Raw genomic sequence first — 18,535 nt, 5'->3', positions numbered from 1 at the left:
GTCAGATTCCCGGGATGAGTCGGACGAGCAGATCGATGAGCCAGATGCCGGCGAACGGCGTGACGATCCCGCCCAGGCCGTACACCAACAGATTGCGCCGCAACAACGAGCGAGCGCTCGATGGCCGGTAGCGGACACCCCGCAGTGCCAACGGGATCAGCGCCACGATGATCAGGGCGTTGAAGATCACCGCCGAGAGGATCGCGGAGTTCGGCGAGTGCAATGCCATGATGTTGAGCTTGCCCAGCTGCGGGTAGATGCCCGCGAACATGGCAGGCAGGATCGCGAAGTACTTCGCCAGGTCGTTGGCGATCGAGAACGTGGTCAGCGCGCCCCGGGTGATCAGCAGCTGCTTGCCGATCTCGACGATCTCGATCAGCTTGGTGGGGTTGGAGTCCAGGTCGACCATGTTGCCGGCCTCCTTGGCCGCCATGGTTCCCGTGTTCATCGCCACGCCGACGTCCGCCTGCGCCAGGGCAGGCGCGTCGTTGGTGCCGTCGCCGGTCATCGCGACCAGCCGGCCACCCTCCTGCTCCTTGCGGATCAGGGCCATCTTGTCCTCGGGCTTGGCCTCGGCGAGATAGTCGTCCACACCGGCCTGCTCGGCGATGGCCTTGGCGGTCAACGGGTTGTCGCCCGTGATCATGACCGTCTTGATGCCCATCGCGCGCAGTTCGTCGAACCGCTCACGCATACCAGGCTTGACCACGTCCGAGAGCCGGATCACGCCGCGGATCGTGTCGCCTTCGGCTACCACCAGCGGTGTTCCGCCCTCGGCACTGATCTTGTCGACGATCTCGTCGACCTCGGCCGGGACGTCTCCGCCGACCCAGGCCTTCACCGCGCTCGCCGCGCCCTTGCGCACAGACGTGCCGTCCAGGTCGACGCCGCTCATCCGAGTCTGGGCGGTGAATTCCGCAAAGACACCGGTCATCTCGTGCTCGGTCGGCGACGCGGGCAGGCCGTGTTCCGTGGTGCAGAGCTCGACGATGCTACGGCCTTCGGGTGTGCCATCAGCCAGGCTGGAGAGCCTCGCCGCGCGGGCCAGATCGGCCACTGTGGACTGTCCGACCGGGATCAGCTCGGTCGCCCTGCGGTTGCCGAAGGTGATCGTTCCGGTCTTGTCCAGCAACAGCGTGCTCACGTCACCCGCAGCCTCGACCGCACGGCCCGAGGTCGCCAGGACGTTGCGCTGCACCAGCCGGTCCATCCCGGCGATGCCGATCGCCGAGAGCAACGCGCCGATGGTGGTCGGGATCAGGCAGACCAGCAGTGCGGTCAGCACGATCACCGACTGCAGGCTGCCGGCGAACCTGGCCATCGGCTGCAACGCCACGACCGCCAGCAGGAAGATGATCGTCAACGTCGACAGCAGGATCGTCAGCGCGATCTCGTTCGGCGTCTTCTGCCGCTGCGCGCCTTCGACCAGGGCGATCATCCGGTCCACGAACGACTCGCCGGGCTTGGTGGAGATCCGGACCACGATCCGGTCGGACAACACCGTCGTACCGCCCGTGACGGCCGAGCGGTCGCCGCCGGACTCCCGGATCACCGGCGCGGACTCACCCGTGATGGCCGACTCGTCAACCGTGGCAATGCCTTCGACGACGTCACCGTCGCCGGGGATGACCTCGCCCGCCTCCACGACGACCCGGTCACCGATCTTCAGCTCGATTCCGGGAACCCGTTCCTCGACATCATCGGAGACCAGCCTGCGCGCGACGGTCTCCTTCTTGGTCCGCCGCAGCGTCTCGGCCTGGGCCTTGCCCCTGCCCTCGGCGACGGCCTCGGCGAGGTTGGCGAACAGCACCGTGAACCACAGCCACAACGCCGTCCCGATCGTGAAGACGTTCGGGTCGCCGATCGCGAACACCGTCGAGAGCAGCGAACCCACCCACACCACGAACATCACGGGGTTACGGGCCTGGTGACGTGGGTCGAGCTTGCGCAGAGCATCGGGGAAACTCGCCACGAGCTGGCTGGGTTTGAAGACCCCGGCGCCCACCCGGCCCGCGTTCTCGACGTGGTGCCGGGTCTCCTCCTCAGGAGTCCGGGTCTGAACTGGGGTCATGCCGATGCCTCTGCAATCGGGCCCAGCGCGAGGGCCGGGATGAACGTGAGCGCCGCGACGAGGACGACCGTGCCGACGAGCATGGTCGCGAACAGCGGGCTGGTGGTCGGCAGGGTGCCCGCGGTCTCGGGAACTTTGCGTTGCGCGGCAAGGGAACCCGCCAGGCACAGGACAGCGATGATCGGGACGAACCGGCCGATCGCCATGCACACCGCGAGCGTCGACTGGAACCAGTCGTTGGTCACCGTGATACCGGCGAACGCGCTGCCGTTGTTGTTACTGGCCGAGGTGTAGGCGTAGAGCACCTCGGAGAATCCGTGCGCGCCAGGGTTGTTCAACGCGCCGGCGGTGTCCGGCAGCAGCAATGCGGCTCCAGTGCCGAGCAGCAACACAGTCGGCATCGCCAGGATCGCGATAGCGGCACAGGTGACTTCCCGTTTGCCCAGTTTCTTGCCTAGATACTCAGGCGTACGGCCGACCATCAATCCGGCTAGGAACATCGCGATAACTGCCATGACAAGGATGCTGTACAGACCAGTGCCCACACCGCCGGGCGACAGCTCGCCGAACATCATGTTGAGCAACGTCCCGCCACCGCCGAGGCCGCTGAAGCTGTCGTGCATGGCGTTCACCGCACCCGTCGAGGTGCTGGTGGTGGCGTTGGCGAACAGCGAAGACGCCGCGACACCGAACCGGACTTCCTTGCCCTCCATACCGCCACCGGCCAGCAGCGCCAACGGACCGTTCGGGTGCGCCTCGGCCCACCAGATCACCGCGAGCATCCCTGTCCAGAGCACGCCCATCACACTCAGCAGGACCGTGCCCTGCCGCTTGTTGCCGACCATCACACCGAAGGTGCGGGTCAGGCTGACCGGGATCACCAGCAGCAGGAAGATCTCGATCAGGTTCGACCACGAACTGGGGTTCTCAAAGGGATGCGCGGAGTTGGCGTTGAAGATGCCGCCGCCGTTCGTACCCAGTTCCTTGATCGCCTCCTGGGAGGCGGCGGGCGCGAGCGCGATCCGGCTCGCCGATCCGTCCGGGTTCGTCACGTCCACACCGGACTTGAGGCTCTGCACGACACCGAACCCGATCAGCACGATCGCGAAGACGAATGCCATCGGCAACAGGATCCGGACCGTGCCGCGGGTCAGGTCCACCCAGAAGTTGCCCAGCCGATCAGTCTTCGACCTGGTGAAACCCCGGATCAGCGCGATCGCGACCGCCAGGCCGACCGCGGCGGACAGGAAGTTCTGCACGGTCAGGCCCAGCATCTGAACCGTGTGCCCCATCACCGCTTCGGGGATGTAGGACTGCCAGTTCGTGTTCGTGACAAAGCTGATCGCGGTGTTGAACGCGACACCCGGCTCGACCACACGACCGAAGTTGAACGGCAGCAACGGTTGCAGCCGTTGGATGAGATACAGCAACACCACCGAGACGAACGAGAACGCCAGCACGCTGGACGCGTACGTCTTCCAGTGCTGCTGCGAGCCGGGGTCGACGCGGCCGACCTTGTAGACGGCCCGTTCCAGCCTGAGGTGCCGCTCGCTGGTGAAGACCTTGGCCATGTAGTCGCCCAGCGGTTTGTACGCCAGGCCCAGGGCCAGCAGAAGGAGACCGGCCTGCACCAGGCCGGCCCAGGTGGGCGACATCAGAACTTCTCCGGTCGAATCAGCGCGACGAACAGGTACACAAGCAGCGCGAGGGCCAGAACCGCGGCGACGATGTTGGCCAGGTCTCCTGTCCCGCTCACAACCGCTCCAGGCCACGCAAGGCGAGTGCCAGCACGGCGAAGATGCCGATCAGCAGCACCGCATAGGCCAAGTCGGCCATGTACGCGCTCCCATCTCATGCCACAGGGTCGCCCCGATGGTGACCCGGCTGGTGAGAGCGTGCATCCCCGAGCCGCTCGATCGGGGCTCACCTGATGGGGTCTTTATGCGGCCGACCACCGCGTTTACGCGATCCTGAGGTCGCCGGTCACCCACCGTCCCCGGCTAGGCCGAACAGGCGATAGCTATCTGGTGACGAAGCTGACATCGACCACCAGCAGTGCACATCTCCGCCGTTTTTACGGAGAAATGCCGTTTTGCCCGAATGAAACAAACTCGCAGCGGTTTCAGGCCGAACAACCTTGCGCGACTTAGTTGTATTAGCTAACAATGTAAATACACGGAGGGTACTGAGGAGGTAACACATGTGTGGGATCACCGGGTGGGTCTCGTACCGCCGGAATCTGACCCATGAGCAGGCAACACTCGACGCGATGACCGAGACCATGTCCTGTCGTGGCCCCGACGCGGCGGGGACGTGGACAACGCCACAAGCCGCCCTGGGCCACCGCCGGCTGGCGGTCATCGACCTGCCTGGCGGCGCACAGCCGATGCAGATCGGTGACGTGGTCATGGTCTACAGCGGCGAGGCGTACAACTTCACCGAACTACGCGAGGAGCTGATCGGCAAAGGCGAGCGCTTCACCACCGACAGCGACACCGAGGTCGTCCTGCGTGGCTACCTGACCTGGGGCGCAGCCGTCGCCGACCGTCTGAACGGGATGTACGCGTTCGCGATCTGGGACGGGCGCACGCGTGAGCTGGTGATGATCCGCGACCGGATGGGCATCAAGCCGTTCTACTTCTACCCCACGGCCGACGGCGTGCTGTTCGGCTCCGAGCCGAAGGCGATCTTCGCGAACCCGCTGGCCAAGCGGGTTGTCGGCGTCGACGGGTTCCGTGAGCTGTTCGGGTTCGTCAAGACACCGCGCAACGCGTTCTGGGAGGGTATGCAGGAGGTTGAGCCGGGCACGATCGTGACAGTGTCCGAGGACGGCATCCGCACGCGGACCTACTGGCGGCTGGAATCCAAGCCGCACAACGATTCCCTGGAAGACACCGTCGGGCATGTCCGGGAACTGCTCGACGACATCGTGCGCAGGCAGCTGGTCGCCGACGTGCCGCGGTGCGTGCTGCTGTCCGGCGGCCTTGACTCCAGCGCGATCACCGCCTTGGCGGCCGCCCAGCTCGACGAGCCGGTCCGGTCGTTCGCGGTCGATTTCGTCGGCCAGGCCGAGAACTTCCAGCCCGACGAGTTGCGGTCCACACCGGACACGCCCTACGTGCACGACGTCGCCGACCACGTGAAGACCGACCACAGCGACATCGTTTTGGACCACGGCGCGCTCTCCGACCCCGAACTACGGCGCAAAGTCGTTGGAGCCCGGGACATCCCGGCCGGCTTGGGCGACATGGACGCCTCGCTGTACCTGCTGTTCAAGGCGATCCGCGGGCAGTCGACCGTCGCGCTGTCCGGCGAGTCCGCCGACGAGATCTTCGGCGGGTACCGGCAGTTCCACGACCCGGAGATCCAGCGGGCGAACTTCTACCCCTGGCTGCTGCTCATGCGGAACATGCACCGCGAGTCGTCGCTCGCGCCGGGCCTGGAGAAGGCCCTGGACATGCGGACCTTCCTCATCGACAACTACAACTCGGCCGTGGCCGAAGTGGACAGGGCCGACGGTGAGGACGACTTCACCCACCGGATGCGGGTCATGTCGTACCTGCACCTGACCCGGTTCGTGCGAATCCTGCTGGACCGCAAGGACCGGATGTCGATGGCCGTCGGGCTGGAGGTCCGGGTGCCGTTCTGCGACCACCGGCTGGTGGAGTACGTCTACAACACCCCATGGTCCATGAAGACCTACGACGGCCGCGAGAAGAGCCTGCTACGCGGCGCCACCAAGGACGTACTGCCTCAATCGGTGGTGCAGCGCGTGAAGAGCCCCTATCCGTCCACACAGGACCCGCAGTACGTCGCGGACGTCACCCGGCAGGCCAGGGCCCTGCCCGCGACCCACCCGGTCTTCACCCTGATCAAGCGATCCGCCCTGGACGCCGGCGAGCGGCACAGCATGGAACGGATCCTGAACCTGGCGACCTGGCTGGACATGTACCAGCCGGAAATGATGTTCTAACGTCCATGAAGGGCGAATTTTGACAACCGAGCAGCAGGCCTTCGACATCGTCGTCGCGCTGCACCGGTTGCTCAGATCACTGCGGCACGCGGTGCGCGACAGCAACAGCTTGCAGCCGACTCAGATCCTCGTACTGACCCAGTTGGTCAGCGCCGGGCCCATGCGTATCGGTGAGCTGGCGCTACGCGTGCCGTGCTCCCAGCCGACCGCGACCGTCGCGGTCACCGGCCTGGAGGCAGTCGGCTACGTCCGCCGGGAACCCGACCCGGCGGACGGCCGCGCCATCCGTGTCGTGGTCACCGACGCGGGCCGCGAAACCCTGCTCTCCCTGGCCCACGGCGAAGCCGAGGAACTGGTCACCCGCATCAGCCAACTGGACCCCGCCGATCAGGAACAACTCCAGCACATCGCCCCTATCCTCAACAAACTCGCAACTCAGCCGTAGCTGGGGTTCAGCACGCATTACCGTGTTTCTCCGTGAGAGTGCAACGGTTGGTGCCGGACGACTGGCGGATCTGGCGGGACGTGCGCTTGGCCTCGCTCGCGGATGCGCCGTATGCGTTTGGGTCTTCGCTTGCCTTGGAGCAGCAGTTCGACGAGGCGGCCTGGCGTGCGCGACTGTCGAACGGGATGGCGGCGGTGGCGTTCGTGGGCGAGGACGCGGTCGGCACGATCGCCGGGTATGTGCCGGAGGATGGCAACGATCCGACGCTGGTCGCGGCCTGGGTGCATGCAGGTGCCCGCGGCAGGGGCGTGGGGGACGCGCTGGTGGCCGAGATGCTCCGCTGGTCACGTGAGCGCGGGCATGAACGGGTGTACTTGCGGGTGGCCGACGGCAACCACGCGGCGAGGAAGCTCTTCCTGCGCAACGGTTTCACTCCGACCGGGGTCCGCATGCCGCTGGAGAGCGACCCCAGCGCCGGTACGGAGTTCCTGGTCCACGAACTCGTCTACTAGGACCTCACGCGGTTGCGGCCGGGCGGGGCTGGCATTTGGGGCAGGAGAAGGACGAGCGGTTCATGAACGGCTCTCGGCGGATCGGGCGGCCGCATCGGCCGCACGGCTTGCCTTCCTGGCCGTAGACGTTCAATGACCTGTCGAAGTATCCGGACTGGCCGTTGACGTTGACGTACAAGGCATCGAAGGACGTCCCGCCGACTGCGAGGGCCTCGTTCATCACGTCCGAAGCCGCCGACAACAAGGCGGCGCATTTCGGGGCGGTCAGCTGGTCGGTCGGCCGGGCCCAGTGGAGTTTCACGCGCCAAAGGGCTTCGTCGGCGTAGATATTGCCGATCCCGGAGACCAGAGTCTGGTCGAGCAATGCCCGTTTGACGTCGGTGCGTTTGCGGCGCATTGCACGGACCACAGCGGCTTGATCGAACGCGGGGTCCATGGGGTCGCGAGCAATGTGCGCGACCGGCTCGGGCAGGCGCGTGCCGTCGACTTCGACCACGTCGGACAGGGCGAGACCGCCGAATGTCCGTTGGTCGACGAATCGCAGCTCCGGGCCGCCGTCGGCGAACCGTAACCGGACCCGCAGGTGCTTCTCGTCCGGGGAACCGAGCGGGCGGACCAGCATCTGGCCGCTCATGCCCAGGTGCGCGATCATCGCGTCGCCGCCGGACAGCTCGACCCAGAGATACTTGCCCCGGCGGCGGGCCGCGTCGATGCGCTGACCGGCCAGCCGGGCCTCGAAATCCAGCGAACCAGGCAGGTGCCTGCGCACCGCACGCGGGTGCATGACCTCGGCCTGGGTGATCACGCGACCGGCGGCATGATCCGCCAGGCCGCGCCGGACGACTTCGACCTCGGGAAGCTCAGGCACCGCTGCCCGAATCGGACCCGTTCTCGGGCAGGTGGATCTCCGACAGCTCACGGTAGGCAGCCTCGGCCGCCTTCTGCTCGGCTTCCTTCTTGGTCCGCCCGTCACCGCTGCCGTAGCTCTGCCCGGCGACGACCACCGTGGCCTTGAACTCCTTGCGGTGGTCCGGGCCTTCCTCTTCCACCCGGTACTCGGGCACGCCGAGACCGGCCGACGCGCACAGCTCCTGCAGGCTGGTCTTCCAGTCCAGGCCGGCACCGCGCCGGGGCGCCTCGTCCAGCAGCTGGTCGAAGAGCTTGTGCACCACTGTGCGGGCGACGTCGATGCCCTCCTGCAGGTACACCGCGCCGATCACAGCTTCGAGCGTGTCGGCGAGAATGCTCGCCTTGTCACGGCCGCCGGTGAGCTCCTCACCGCGGCCCAGCAGCAGATGCGCGCCCAGACCGCCGGCCCCGAGAGCCCTGGCCACTCTGGCGAGCGCGTGCATGTTCACCACGCTCGCCCGCAGCCTTGCCAGCTGTCCCTCAGGCAACTGGCTGTGCGTCCGGTACAGGTGATCGGTGATCACCATGCCGAGCACCGAGTCGCCGAGGAACTCCAGCCGCTCGTTGGGCGGCAGCCCACCGTTCTCGTACGCGTACGAACGGTGGGTGAGGGCAAGTTGAAGCAAATCGGAGTCCAATTGGACACCGAGCGCTGCCATCAGCGAATTGGGATCTCCCGCGCCGTTACGGCCGCCCCTGCCTCCCATTGCCCTCTGTGCCTCCGCCTTTTCGATCAAGCAGGCTGGGTGACCTGGCGGCCGTTGTACTGGCCGCAGTTCGGGCAGGCGACATGCTGGGGCTTGGGCTGGCGGCACGCGCGGTTGCTGCACGGCTCCAGTGGAATCGCGGTGGTCTTCCACTGTGCGCGGCGCGCGCGGGTGTTCGAGCGCGACATCTTCCGCTTGGGAACGGCCACGGCTACTTCTCCTCAGGTCGGTCACTGGAATCGCCGAGCCGCTCCTGCAACGCGGCCCAGCGTGGATCGATTTTCTCATGCCCGTGGTCCGGACCGAGATCCGCCCACTTCACTCCGCAACCGGAGCACAGTCCGGCGCAGTCGGGCGAGCACAACGGGACCTGCGGCAACGCGAGCACGACGGCGTCGCGCACTACGGGCTCCAGGTCGATCCGGTCGTCGACGAGGCGTGGGACCTCGTCTTCGTCCGTGGTCTCGTCGGTGGCGCTGAACGGGTATGCGAACAACTCGGTCAGCTCCACCTCGACCCGGTCGGAGATCGGGTCGAGACACCGCGAGCAGGTGCCCTCCAGGGGCGCCGACGCGGTACCGGAGACCAGTACGCCTTCGACCACCGATTCGAGCAGGACGTCCACGTCGACATCGGCGCCGACAGGTGCGGCGATGACGTCCTCGACGCCGAGCGGGGACTCGAGAGCCACCACCCGGTGCACGGCACGGCTGCTACCCGGACGACGGCCGAGCTCACGGGTGTCTATCGCCCATGGGCTGGCAGCGGCGTTCCGGGTGGTGGCCTGCCGGTTTTCGGACATGTTCCTACTCGGGTAGGTAGTTGGTCGGGAAAGGTCAACCCGACAAGAGTACGCGACGAGGCCGGGCGAGGAAAAATCGGGGCGAGGTCAGCCGTCGTAGTCGAAGGGCGCGGCGCCGTTCTTCTGCGGCAAAGCGCCTTGAACGTGCGGATTCGGTACGTGGATCCCGGTCGCCTGAGTGGCCCGCAAATGCGTGCGGCCCTTGCCCACGGTCCGCAGCGTGTGCGCGAGCAGGTCTTCGAACTCCGCGAGCTTGCCGTCCACATAGGCGTCGCACTCGGCGCGCTGCCGGTCGGCCTCCTGAGCGGTGGCGTCGAGGATCCGGTTGGACTCGACGTGCGCCGCTTGGACGACCTCGGTCTGCGAGACCATCCGCGACTGCTCGATCCGGCCGTCCTCGACGGCATGCTCATAGGACTCACGGCCGGCCTGCAGCATCCGCTCGGCCTCCGCGTGAGCCCGGCCGACGAGCTCCTCGTACTCGGCGTGGCCCTTGGCGACCTCCCGGTCGGCGGCCTGCTCGGCCTCGCTGACCAGCCGGTGTGCACGGGCCTGCGCGTCGGCCAGGATCCGCTCGGCCTCGGCATGCGCGTTGGCCAGGGCGGTCTCGGCCTCCGAGGTGGCCTTGCTGAGCTTGGTGTTGGCCTCGTGCTCGGCCTTGCCGACGATCTCGTCCTTGCGGTCCAGGACGTCCTGGGCGTCGTCGAGCTCGCCGGGGATGGCGTCCCGGATCTCGTCGAGCAGTTCGAGCGAATCACCGCGGGGCACGATGCAGTTGGAGGTCATCGGGACGCCACGGGCCTCCTCGAGGATCGTGACCAGCTCGTCAAGAGCCTCGAAAACCCGGTACACCCTGCGCCTCCCTCTCACATTTTCCGCCGGCCCCAGTCTGCCGGTAAGTCGGCGGACTGGGGTGGACGTCGGCAGGTGTGTCAGGCGCGAATGTTGACGAGACGGAAACTGGCGTAGTGGTCTGCGGTGTAGAAGTACTCGCCGGCGCTGCCGGTCACGATTCGCCGCGCACCGCGCGTGGAGCTACCGGGCGTCTTGACGGTGTACTCGTGGTAGTAGCCGTTCGAGCAGATCGGGAGGATGCGCTCCCGGTTCTGGAAGACGGAACCGTCCTGCGGGTACGGGAACGGGCCGCCGCGCTGGATGAGCCGCACGGTGTCGGTCGCCTGGGTGGGCAGGGACGAGAGGTTGACCTTGGTGAAGCCGGACGTGTTGCCGCACGCGGCCTGGACCTGCAGGTCCGCGGCCCCGGCAGGGACGGCGACGCCCACCAGACCGATCACGAGCGCGAACAGGACCTGCACTGCACGTAATGTGATGTTGGTCATTGTCCGAACGTAACCCGTTCGAGTGACGGTTCCGTGAATCCCGAATGGCACTGTTACGGCGTGACAGTGGAGATCCGCCGAGCTCAAGCCGCCGACGTCGCCGAAATCGTGGCCATGATCGCCAACGACCAGCTCGCAGCCAAGCGCGAAAGCCCCGGCGACCCCCGCTACCTGGCGGCCTTCGCCGAGATCGACGCCGACCCGAACCAGTTGCTCGCGGTACTGGACGACAACGGAGAAGTCGTCGGCACGCTGCAGCTGACCTTCACTCCCGGGCTGTCCCGCCTCGGCATGAAACGCGCGACCATCGAGGCCGTCCGCGTCCGTGACGATCAACGCGGGTCCGGCCTCGGCCGGCGCTTCATCGAGTGGGCAATCGCTGAGGCCCGTGCCCGCGGCTGCGGCCTCGTCCAGCTCACCACCGACGCCAGCCGCGCGGACGCTCACAGGTTCTACGAACGCCTGGGCTTCAAGGCGAGCCACGTCGGCATGAAACTCCCGCTGTAGAGAAATCGGGCGCAGCGTTCCGGGTGCCTGACCGCGTGTAGGGAACCACCACACACCGGGGAGGCACCGATTTGACGTTCGACGAGTTCATGACGGCGCGATTACCGGCGCTGCTGCGCTACGCGGCGGTCCTGACCGGCGACGTGCACCTGGCCGAGGACATCGTGCAGGAGGTCCTGGTCCGTACACACCGCAAGTGGCGCCGGATCGGCACGCTCGACCTGCCGGAGCGCTACGTCCGCCGAATGATCACCAACGAGTTCCTGTCGTGGCGGCGGCGTAAATCCTCACAGGACATGCCGGTGGCGCCCGCCGACATGGCCGAATTCGGTTTCGAGGCGACGGACATGGCCGGCCGGTACGCCGAGCGCGACGCGTTGTCGGCCCAGATCGACCGGTTGCCTCGCGCCCAGCAGGCCGTGCTGGTGCTGCGTTACATCTGCGATCTGCCGGACGCCGAAATCGCCAGTCTGATGGGTTGCCGGCCGAGTTCTGTGCGCTCGTACGCCTCTCGTGCGCTCGCGACTCTACGAACTGTGGTGCCGTTGGAAGGGAAGGGGAGCCGGTGAACCTGGAAGAGTCAGTCAAGGACGCGTTGCAACGGCGAACCGATCTCCAGCCGGACACCGACAGAGTGCGCGAGGCAGTGAACGCCCGGACAGCACGGACACACAAGGGCATGCCGCGGTTGGCGTTGCTCGCAGCAGGTGCGGCGATCGTGGCCGCCGTATCCGTGGTGATCTCGGTGTCGGTGTTCAGCCCGCCACCCGCGAACCACCAGATGGGTCCCCCGCCTTCGCCTACGACGTCAGCGAAACCGACCGTGCCCGGACCAGTGATGAAATACGCACCGACATGGCTGCCACCCGGGATGACCGAGTTCAAGCGTGGGCATCGGCCTGCCCATCCCACTGCCAACTCCAACGCCATGATGTCCCGGTCATGGAGGCTCAACTCCGAGTGGGAGCGGGTCCTGATGACCGTGCGCCAGACGACCGCGCTCACTCCGGTCCAGAACTCCACACCAACCGAGGTCAACGGCATTCCGGCCGTTCTGATCTCGATGGGCCCCGACAAGGTGAGTGTCCAGTGGATGGCGACGCCGACCGAGGAGGTGAGCGTCAACGTTGAATTACTGCCGGATGTGACCGGTACCGCGATGCGGGTGGCCCGTTCAGTCCGGTCGGACGCAGCCGTCCCGATGTCACCCGCGATGACCTTCGGCTGGCTGCCGGACGGCATGCAACCGCAAGGCTACGAGTCCAGTGGCCCCACCCGGGCCGAAATCTTCACAACAGTGTCCGCCGCCAGGGGATATGGCATTGACAGAGTCAGCTTGTACGTGGCGGCCGCCCGGCCGCCCGGCTTCCCGCCCGAGCAGATGAAACCGGTGACCGTACTCGGCAAACAGGGGTCCTACGCCGATTCGAAGTTCTATGCGGAGTTCGCGGTCAAACTCGACGACACCTACTGGCTGCGGGCGGTCTGGGACACCACCCAGTCCGGCCTGCCGTTGAAGGACGACCTGCTGAGGATCGTCGACTCCCTGACGATCACCGACCTGACCTACCAGTGGTACGGGCAGACCGGCATTCCGCGTTGACCGGTGACCTGGCCCGCCGGTCGGCGGGCCAGGTCAGCCCTCCGCGGCGCGTTGTTCGGCGAGGCGGTCGAGGACTCGTTGGTGGACCTGAGCCGGCAGCAGGTGTGAGACGTCGCCGCCGTACTTGGCGACTTCCTTGACCAGCGAGCTGGACAGGAAGCTGTAGACCGGGCTGGTCGGCATGAACAGCGTGTCGATCCCGGACAGCTGCTGGTTCATCTGCGCCATCTGCAGCTCGTAGTCGAAGTCGCTGACCGCGCGCAGACCCTTCAAGATCGCCTTGATGCCGTGCTTCTCGCAGTACTGCACCAGTAACCCGTGCCACGAGTCGACTCGCACGTGCGGCAGGTGCGTGGTGACGTCACGGAGCATGTCCGTGCGTTCCTGCACTGTGAACAGTGTCTTCTTGCTCTTGTTGATCATAACGGCGATGACGACCTCGTCGAAGAGCTCGGCGGCTCGTTCGATGATGTCTAGGTGCCCGTTGGTGACCGGGTCATAAGAGCCTGGGTAGAGCGCCCTCCGCATGGGCCGAACCTAGCAGCCTGATCACTCTTCGGCCGCGTGATGTTCAGCCCAATGCAGGGCTGTGTCGCCGTACTTGCGGACCTTCAGCGGCGCCAGGGACGCCGGCCAGGCCGGTGCGGGCGAGCGGGCCGAGCGTTCGAGGATGACGAGCCCGTCGGGCGCCGTCCAACCAGCGAGAGCCGCGACCACCGCGTCGATGTCGGTGTCCGCGTAGGGCGGGTCGGCCAGGATCAGGTCGTACGGCGACGGTTCACCGGCCAGAAAGCTCAGGACACGGCCGGAAACGACTGAGGTGCCAGGCAAGGACACGGCTGCGATGTTCGATCGGAGCACGGTCAGGGCATCGCGGTCGGACTCGACGAAGGTCACGGCCGAAGCGCCACGAGACAGGGCTTCCAGGCCCAGCGCCCCGGATCCGGCGTAGAGGTCCAGCACGCGAGCGCCGTCCAGATCCAGCGCGGCTTCGATTGCACTGAACATTGCTTCGCGGACCCGGTCGGATGTCGGACGGGTGCCTCGCGGGGGTACGGCCAACCGGCGGCCGCCGGCCGTACCTGCCACGATCCGAGTCACCGCGTCATGATCTCACCGGCCGTTGTGGCCGCCTCCGTTGACGTGCAGCACCTGACCGGTGACGTGCCGGGCGCCGGGTGAGGCCAGGTAGGACACGGCCGCGGCCACGTCGGAGGGCACGCCGGGCTTTCCCGACGGGATCTCCTTGATCAGCTGGTCGCGGCGTTCGTCGCTGAGGGTGTTGTTGAAGAAATCGGTCTCCACGGTCATGCCCGGTGCCACGACGTTCGCCGTCGCACGGCCGGCCAGTTTCTTGGCCAGTTCCACGTTCCAGGTCACGATCGCGGCTTTGGCGGGCCCGTACGAGCCGCTGCCGCGCACGCCCGCGATGGAGCCGATGCTGATGATCCGGCCGTTCTCGGCCAGCCGGGGCAGCAACGCCTCGGTCACCAGGACAGTCGAGATCACGTTCGACTCGTAGTCGCCGAGCCAGAGCTTCTTCAACGCCGCCAGGTCGCCCGCGGTCGCGGCCAGGCCCTGGCGCGCCATGTTCGCGCCGGCGTTGTTCACAAGGATGTCCACGGTCGCGGGCAGTTCGTCGAGGGCCGCTTGGACCGCAGCGGGGTCGGTCGCGTCGAAAGTCACGTACTTGGCGCCGATCTCCGCGGCGGTTGTGGCGAGCACGTCCGGCCTCCGGCCGGTGATCACCACGCTTACACCGTCGCTGACCAGCTGCGCAGCAATCGCGCGGCCGATGCCGGTCCCTCCGCCAGTGACAACAGCAGTCAAGGTCATAGGGGCATAATCTTGGCGAGGCGGTGGATTTGGTCAAGCTTTCACATCCGTGGAAAGTGATCTGGACCAACATCCACTGGACAACTGGTTTGTCAACCGCTGAGAGAGCGTAATGTGGCTCTTCCGTCCCATTTCGAGCACCGGGGGTCGTGGGTGTCGCAAGCCGCAGTCCGACAGGCCGAGATCGCGATCGAGCAGAAGCATGTAGACGTTGTCTACGCGCGGCTGGCCGACATGCGGGTCGAGGCGGCAGAGATGCGCGATCGCGGTGACCGGCTCGCGCACGGGGCCGGCCGGGAAGCTGTTTTCGAGCAGGCGTCGATGCTCTACGAGCGCGACGTGATGGTCCGGTACGCCAACCGGATCCTGCAGACGCTCGACTCGGAGCACGAAGGCCTGGTGTTCGGCCGCCTGGACGACAAGACCGGCGAGGTGCTGTACGTCGGCCGGCTCGGCATCCGGGACGCCGAGTTCGAGAACCTGGTCACCGACTGGCGCGCCCCGGCGGCCGCGGCCTTCTACCAGGCCACGGCCGAACAGCCGATGGACGTGGTGCGGCGGCGGGTGATCCGGTCGACCGGCCAGCAGGTCGTGGAGATCGACGACGACCTGCTGATGCCCGACGCGCAGCCGGAGAGCATGCAGGTCGTCGGCGAGGGCGCGCTGATGGCGACATTGAACCGAGCCCGCGGCGACGCAATGCGCGACATTGTCGCGACAATCCAGAAGGAGCAGGACGAGGCAATCCGCGCACCGTGGCGCGGGGTCACCGAGATCACCGGCGGCCCGGGCACCGGCAAGACCGCCGTGGCCCTGCACCGCGTCGCGTACCTGCTGTACCGCGACCGCAAGCGACTGGGCAGCGCGGGTGTCCTGGTGCTCGGACCGTCCACCGCATTCACCTCATACATCTCCCGCGTCCTGCCGTCGATGGGTGAGGACAGCGTCGAATTGCGCTCATTGGGCGGATTGCTCGACGGCATCGAAGCCACGCGCATCGACCCTGCTCCGATCGCGGCAATCAAGGGTTCACTGAGGATGCGCCGAGTGTTGAAGAAAGCGCTCCGAGACACGCCCCCGGACGCACCGACCGAAATGCGGATCACCTATCAGGGCGAAGTGCTCAAGCTCAACGAGCAGGAGCTGGTGAAAGTCCGCCGCCAGGTGCACAGCCTGGGCCGGCTGCCCAACCGGTCCCGCGTGGACGCGGCCGAGGCATTGCTCGAGGCTTTGTGGCGCAAAGCGGAGTCCTACGAGGGCTACCACGTCAAGAAGAAGGACCTGCTGATCGACCTCGGCGAGCGGATCGACTTCCACCGGTTCGTCGTCGTGTTCTGGCCGGTGCTGTCGCCGGCCTCGGTGCTGCGCTCGCTCGGCGACCGCGCCCGCCTCGCCCGCGCCGCGGGATCGACGTTGTCAGCGCGTGAACTCGACCAGCTCGCGGCCTCATGGCGGACAGACGACTGGTCGGTCGCCGACGTCGCCCTGCTCGACGAGTTGCGTACCCTGATCGGCCCGCCTCCCAGGCGCCGCAACCGTCGCGCGGTCGAAGAGGAACACGAGCCAGGCCGCCGTCGCCCCGAGAACTACGAGGACTACTCGCACATCGTGGTCGACGAATCCCAGGACCTCTCCCCCATGCAGTGGCGCATGATCGCGCGCCGCGGCCAGTACGCGAGCTGGACCCTCGTCGGCGACCCGGTCCAAAGCACCTGGCCGGACGTTGCCGAGGCAACCCAGGCCCGCGACACGGCCCTGGGCAAACGAACCACCCGGCGCCGATTCACCCTGCGCACGAATTACCGGAACTCAGCCGAGATCTTCAACCTGGCGGCGAAAGTGGTCCGCGGCAAAGTCGCCACCGACGACGAATTGCCCCGGGCAGTGCGCGACACAGGCATCGAACCCTCGGTCGAACTGGTCGCCGAAGCCTCCCTGCCCGGTGCCGTGCGCGACGCGGCCCGCGAACTGCTCGACCAGGTCGACGGCACAGTAGGCATCATCGGCTCGATGACCAGCATCGCCAAGGTCCACTCCTGGATGTCCGGCATGGACGACGACCGGCTGAAAATCGTCGACGCGATCGAGGCCAAAGGCCTCGAGTACGACGCGGTTGTCCTCGTCGAGCCCACCGAGATGGTCACCGAATCGATGACCGGCCCCCGCGCCCTCTACGTCGCCCTCACCCGCGCCACCCAGCGCCTGACCGTGCTCACCACCGACCCGTCCTGGCCTTCCTGACACCCACGGCACAATGCACCGAGTGAACGACGATCTCCTGGCCCAAGTACGGGAAATGCGTGAGCGGGGCAATGCGCCCAAGCAGATCGCCAAAGCACTCGGATTGCGTCCAGCCGAGGTCACTCCCCTGATCCGCCAGGCCGCGGCCCTGGCGCAGTCGAAGGCCGATCCCGCCGACCGCGCCCTGCTCGGCTGCTGGATCAATCAGGGCTGGAGCACCGGCCTCGGCTTGGACGACGCCCCCGAATGGGCCGCGGCCGACCCTCTCACGGACCCAGAGCCCGGCACCGGCGGCCTCGCCGCGATCCTGATGGCCCGCCAGGAACGCGGCAGCCGCGCCACCGTCTGCGGCTTCCTGCTCGACGTGTATTGCCTCGGCGTCAAGAACGCCATCGGCCCGGTGTCCATGCCGTCGAGCGCAGTCGACGACTTCCGCCGCAAATTCTTCAGCGGCCACTCGGAGCCACCCGTCACCATCCCCATCGACCTCGCCCAGAACCTGGTCCACGGCGCCGCGGCCTACGCTCGCGACCTCGGCTTCGAGCCCCACCCCGACTTCACCGACACAGCCCCGCACCTCGGCACCCCAGCCACCCTCACACCCATCCGTTTCGGCCGCGACGGCAAGCCGTTCTACGTCTCCGGCCCCTACGACAACCCACAATCCGTCGTCCGAACCCTCGAAGCCACCGCCGGCCCCGGCAACTACGACTACATCGCCCACGTCTGATTGCTTCCATGCTACGAGGAGCCGGGCAGGAGCACCCACACATGGATCCGGTTCTGCCTGCGCGCGCATCACATGCAGGCCCAACTCGTTCAGCGGCGACTCGGTCGGGCCGCTCAGACGTGGCACGAAGTGGCTGAGATCGTGTCCGGCACTGGCATGGACGAGCGTGTCGTCTCCGCGTTGTACGCCGCCGCAGTCGGGCAGTTGCGGCGCACGACCTACCAGCAGGATGAGGGCCTGACCCGGGACCAAGCCGTCCGCGACATCCAGGCATTGCGCCGTTTTGGTTTCGTGGAACCGCTAGGACACGGCCGGACACAGCGTTACGTCGCGGCGGGCGGTGCGCGTGACCGCGCTCTCGAAGTGGTCAAGCGGCTTGGCCGCACGCCGTTGCGTGATCCGTACGACTAGACCGAAGGTGCCAGGTCCACCCAGCCGCCGGTGCGCCAGTATTCGCCGTCGGAGCGGCTGAGGAGTTCTTCGTCGATGAGGTAGCGGCGGAGGGTCACGTGGTCGGTTTCGCTGCCGGCGCACCAGGCGCGTAGGACGACGTCGACTTCCTTCTCGGGGAAACGGCGGCCGGGCTCGAATGAGGACGCGATGTGTTCGAGCAGGATGCGTCTGCGGGCGCGTTTGGCTGGGAAGCGGGTGAGGTGACCGTCCTGGATGAACGTCCGGAACACCTTTTCCACCTGAGTGTCGGGCATGGGCATTGATAACGTCCTGCCGGGCCTTGCCACAAACGGTTATAGTCGGGGCGGCTCGCTCGCGGGCCGGACCTCCTGACCGGGCGCCCACGCCGCCTGGCGGTGCGGAGGCAAAGGTGGCGCTCATGTCATCGCGAGTGAGCGGAGCCGGA

At 66.8% G+C, this 18,535-nt stretch carries 22 protein-coding genes; 9 read left to right on the top strand and 13 right to left on the bottom strand.

From position 1 onward, the window contains the following. Position 1: 1 nt before the first annotated feature. Genes kdpB through kdpF form a run of 3 tightly spaced genes read right to left on the bottom strand, consistent with a single transcriptional unit; the run spans position 2 to position 3,827 of the window. Positions 2 to 2,071, bottom strand: coding sequence for a potassium-transporting ATPase subunit KdpB (gene kdpB, locus JOF56_RS20345; RefSeq protein WP_209640513.1), 2,070 nt, complete (start codon positions 2,069 to 2,071; stop codon positions 2 to 4). After that, positions 2,068 to 3,726, bottom strand: a complete 1,659-nt coding sequence (kdpA, locus tag JOF56_RS20340; RefSeq protein WP_209640510.1) for a potassium-transporting ATPase subunit KdpA — start codon at positions 3,724 to 3,726, stop codon at positions 2,068 to 2,070. The genes kdpB and kdpA overlap by 4 nt, the downstream gene beginning before the upstream one ends. After that, positions 3,726 to 3,827, bottom strand: a complete 102-nt coding sequence (kdpF, locus tag JOF56_RS20335; protein WP_209640507.1) for a K(+)-transporting ATPase subunit F — start codon at positions 3,825 to 3,827, stop codon at positions 3,726 to 3,728. Before kdpF ends, kdpA begins: the two co-directional genes overlap by 1 nt. A 444-nt stretch (positions 3,828 to 4,271) precedes the next feature. Here kdpF and asnB point away from each other — a divergent pair, with 444 nt between their 5' ends. The 3 genes from asnB to JOF56_RS20320 are packed head-to-tail and all read left to right on the top strand — an operon-like array spanning position 4,272 to position 7,001. Beyond that, the gene (gene asnB, locus JOF56_RS20330) at positions 4,272 to 6,044 is read left to right on the top strand and encodes an asparagine synthase (glutamine-hydrolyzing) (RefSeq protein ID WP_209640504.1); all 1,773 of its coding nucleotides are present in this window, start codon (positions 4,272 to 4,274) and stop codon (positions 6,042 to 6,044) included. Between the two features lie 19 nt (positions 6,045 to 6,063). Further along, a complete protein-coding gene (locus JOF56_RS20325) occupies positions 6,064 to 6,489 on the top strand; it encodes a MarR family winged helix-turn-helix transcriptional regulator (RefSeq protein WP_245378322.1) in 426 nt (141 codons plus the stop codon). Between the two features lie 32 nt (positions 6,490 to 6,521). After that, a complete protein-coding gene (locus JOF56_RS20320; protein WP_209640501.1) occupies positions 6,522 to 7,001 on the top strand; it encodes a GNAT family N-acetyltransferase in 480 nt (159 codons plus the stop codon). Between the two features lie 4 nt (positions 7,002 to 7,005). Here the strand turns inward: JOF56_RS20320 and mutM are convergent, their stop codons facing one another. The 6 genes from mutM to JOF56_RS20290 all read right to left on the bottom strand — a co-directional run bounded on the left by mutM (position 7,006) and on the right by JOF56_RS20290 (position 10,759). After that, entirely contained in the window at positions 7,006 to 7,869 is an 864-nt protein-coding gene (gene mutM, locus JOF56_RS20315; RefSeq protein ID WP_209640498.1) for a bifunctional DNA-formamidopyrimidine glycosylase/DNA-(apurinic or apyrimidinic site) lyase, read from the bottom strand. Beyond that, complete coding sequence (rnc, locus tag JOF56_RS20310) at positions 7,862 to 8,617, bottom strand: ribonuclease III (RefSeq protein ID WP_209640495.1); 756 nt, start codon at positions 8,615 to 8,617, stop codon at positions 7,862 to 7,864. The genes mutM and rnc overlap by 8 nt, the downstream gene beginning before the upstream one ends. A 26-nt stretch (positions 8,618 to 8,643) precedes the next feature. Next, a complete protein-coding gene (gene rpmF, locus JOF56_RS20305; RefSeq protein WP_209640492.1) occupies positions 8,644 to 8,826 on the bottom strand; it encodes a 50S ribosomal protein L32 in 183 nt (60 codons plus the stop codon). A 2-nt stretch (positions 8,827 to 8,828) separates the two neighbouring features. Continuing rightward, positions 8,829 to 9,419 (bottom strand): YceD family protein, encoded by a 591-nt coding sequence (locus JOF56_RS20300; RefSeq protein WP_209640489.1) that lies wholly within the window; start codon positions 9,417 to 9,419, stop codon positions 8,829 to 8,831. A gap of 87 nt (positions 9,420 to 9,506) precedes the next feature. Continuing rightward, on the bottom strand, positions 9,507 to 10,271 hold the full coding sequence (locus tag JOF56_RS20295; protein ID WP_307855173.1) for a DivIVA domain-containing protein: 765 nt from the start codon (positions 10,269 to 10,271) through the stop codon (positions 9,507 to 9,509). An 80-nt stretch (positions 10,272 to 10,351) separates the two neighbouring features. After that, complete coding sequence (locus JOF56_RS20290) at positions 10,352 to 10,759, bottom strand: guanyl-specific ribonuclease (RefSeq protein ID WP_209640486.1); 408 nt, start codon at positions 10,757 to 10,759, stop codon at positions 10,352 to 10,354. A 66-nt stretch (positions 10,760 to 10,825) separates the two neighbouring features. Here JOF56_RS20290 and JOF56_RS20285 point away from each other — a divergent pair, with 66 nt between their 5' ends. The 3 genes from JOF56_RS20285 (at position 10,826) to JOF56_RS20275 (ending at position 12,869) form a co-directional block, all read left to right on the top strand. Continuing rightward, positions 10,826 to 11,266, top strand: a complete 441-nt coding sequence (locus JOF56_RS20285) for a GNAT family N-acetyltransferase (protein WP_307855793.1) — start codon at positions 10,826 to 10,828, stop codon at positions 11,264 to 11,266. 71 nt (positions 11,267 to 11,337) lie between these two features. Next, positions 11,338 to 11,835 (top strand): SigE family RNA polymerase sigma factor, encoded by a 498-nt coding sequence (locus JOF56_RS20280; RefSeq protein WP_209640483.1) that lies wholly within the window; start codon positions 11,338 to 11,340, stop codon positions 11,833 to 11,835. After that, positions 11,832 to 12,869, top strand: a complete 1,038-nt coding sequence (locus tag JOF56_RS20275; RefSeq protein WP_209640480.1) for a hypothetical protein — start codon at positions 11,832 to 11,834, stop codon at positions 12,867 to 12,869. Before JOF56_RS20280 ends, JOF56_RS20275 begins: the two co-directional genes overlap by 4 nt. Positions 12,870 to 12,902: 33 nt before the next feature. Here JOF56_RS20275 and coaD read toward each other — a convergent pair whose 3' ends face one another. Genes coaD through JOF56_RS20260 form a run of 3 tightly spaced genes read right to left on the bottom strand, consistent with a single transcriptional unit; the run spans position 12,903 to position 14,705 of the window. Beyond that, positions 12,903 to 13,397 carry a pantetheine-phosphate adenylyltransferase gene (coaD, locus tag JOF56_RS20270; protein WP_209640477.1) on the bottom strand — a complete coding sequence of 165 codons (495 nt, stop codon included), beginning with the start codon at positions 13,395 to 13,397 and terminating at the stop codon, positions 12,903 to 12,905. Positions 13,398 to 13,418: 21 nt separating this feature from the next. Further along, positions 13,419 to 13,970 carry a 16S rRNA (guanine(966)-N(2))-methyltransferase RsmD gene (rsmD, locus tag JOF56_RS20265; protein ID WP_209640473.1) on the bottom strand — a complete coding sequence of 184 codons (552 nt, stop codon included), beginning with the start codon at positions 13,968 to 13,970 and terminating at the stop codon, positions 13,419 to 13,421. Between the two features lie 12 nt (positions 13,971 to 13,982). After that, positions 13,983 to 14,705, bottom strand: coding sequence for an SDR family NAD(P)-dependent oxidoreductase (locus JOF56_RS20260; protein ID WP_209640470.1), 723 nt, complete (start codon positions 14,703 to 14,705; stop codon positions 13,983 to 13,985). A gap of 153 nt (positions 14,706 to 14,858) precedes the next feature. Between JOF56_RS20260 and JOF56_RS20255 the strand changes: the two genes are divergently transcribed. From JOF56_RS20255 to JOF56_RS20245, 3 genes are all read left to right on the top strand, one after another. Continuing rightward, positions 14,859 to 16,946, top strand: coding sequence for a HelD family protein (locus JOF56_RS20255; RefSeq protein WP_209648358.1), 2,088 nt, complete (start codon positions 14,859 to 14,861; stop codon positions 16,944 to 16,946). 22 nt (positions 16,947 to 16,968) lie between these two features. Then, complete coding sequence (locus JOF56_RS20250; protein WP_209640467.1) at positions 16,969 to 17,676, top strand: type I phosphoribosyltransferase; 708 nt, start codon at positions 16,969 to 16,971, stop codon at positions 17,674 to 17,676. A gap of 129 nt (positions 17,677 to 17,805) precedes the next feature. After that, positions 17,806 to 18,087 (top strand): hypothetical protein, encoded by a 282-nt coding sequence (locus JOF56_RS20245; protein ID WP_209640464.1) that lies wholly within the window; start codon positions 17,806 to 17,808, stop codon positions 18,085 to 18,087. Here JOF56_RS20245 and JOF56_RS20240 read toward each other — a convergent pair. Continuing rightward, positions 18,084 to 18,389, bottom strand: coding sequence for a DUF2087 domain-containing protein (locus JOF56_RS20240; RefSeq protein WP_209640461.1), 306 nt, complete (start codon positions 18,387 to 18,389; stop codon positions 18,084 to 18,086). The genes JOF56_RS20245 and JOF56_RS20240 overlap by 4 nt on opposite strands. Positions 18,390 to 18,535 lie beyond the last annotated feature (146 nt).

It is taken from the genome of Kibdelosporangium banguiense (assembly GCF_017876405.1).
Taxonomy (GTDB): domain Bacteria; phylum Actinomycetota; class Actinomycetes; order Mycobacteriales; family Pseudonocardiaceae; genus Kibdelosporangium; species Kibdelosporangium banguiense.
Note: the sequence above shows the minus strand (reverse complement) of the source record. Positions and strands in the feature narration are given on the sequence as shown.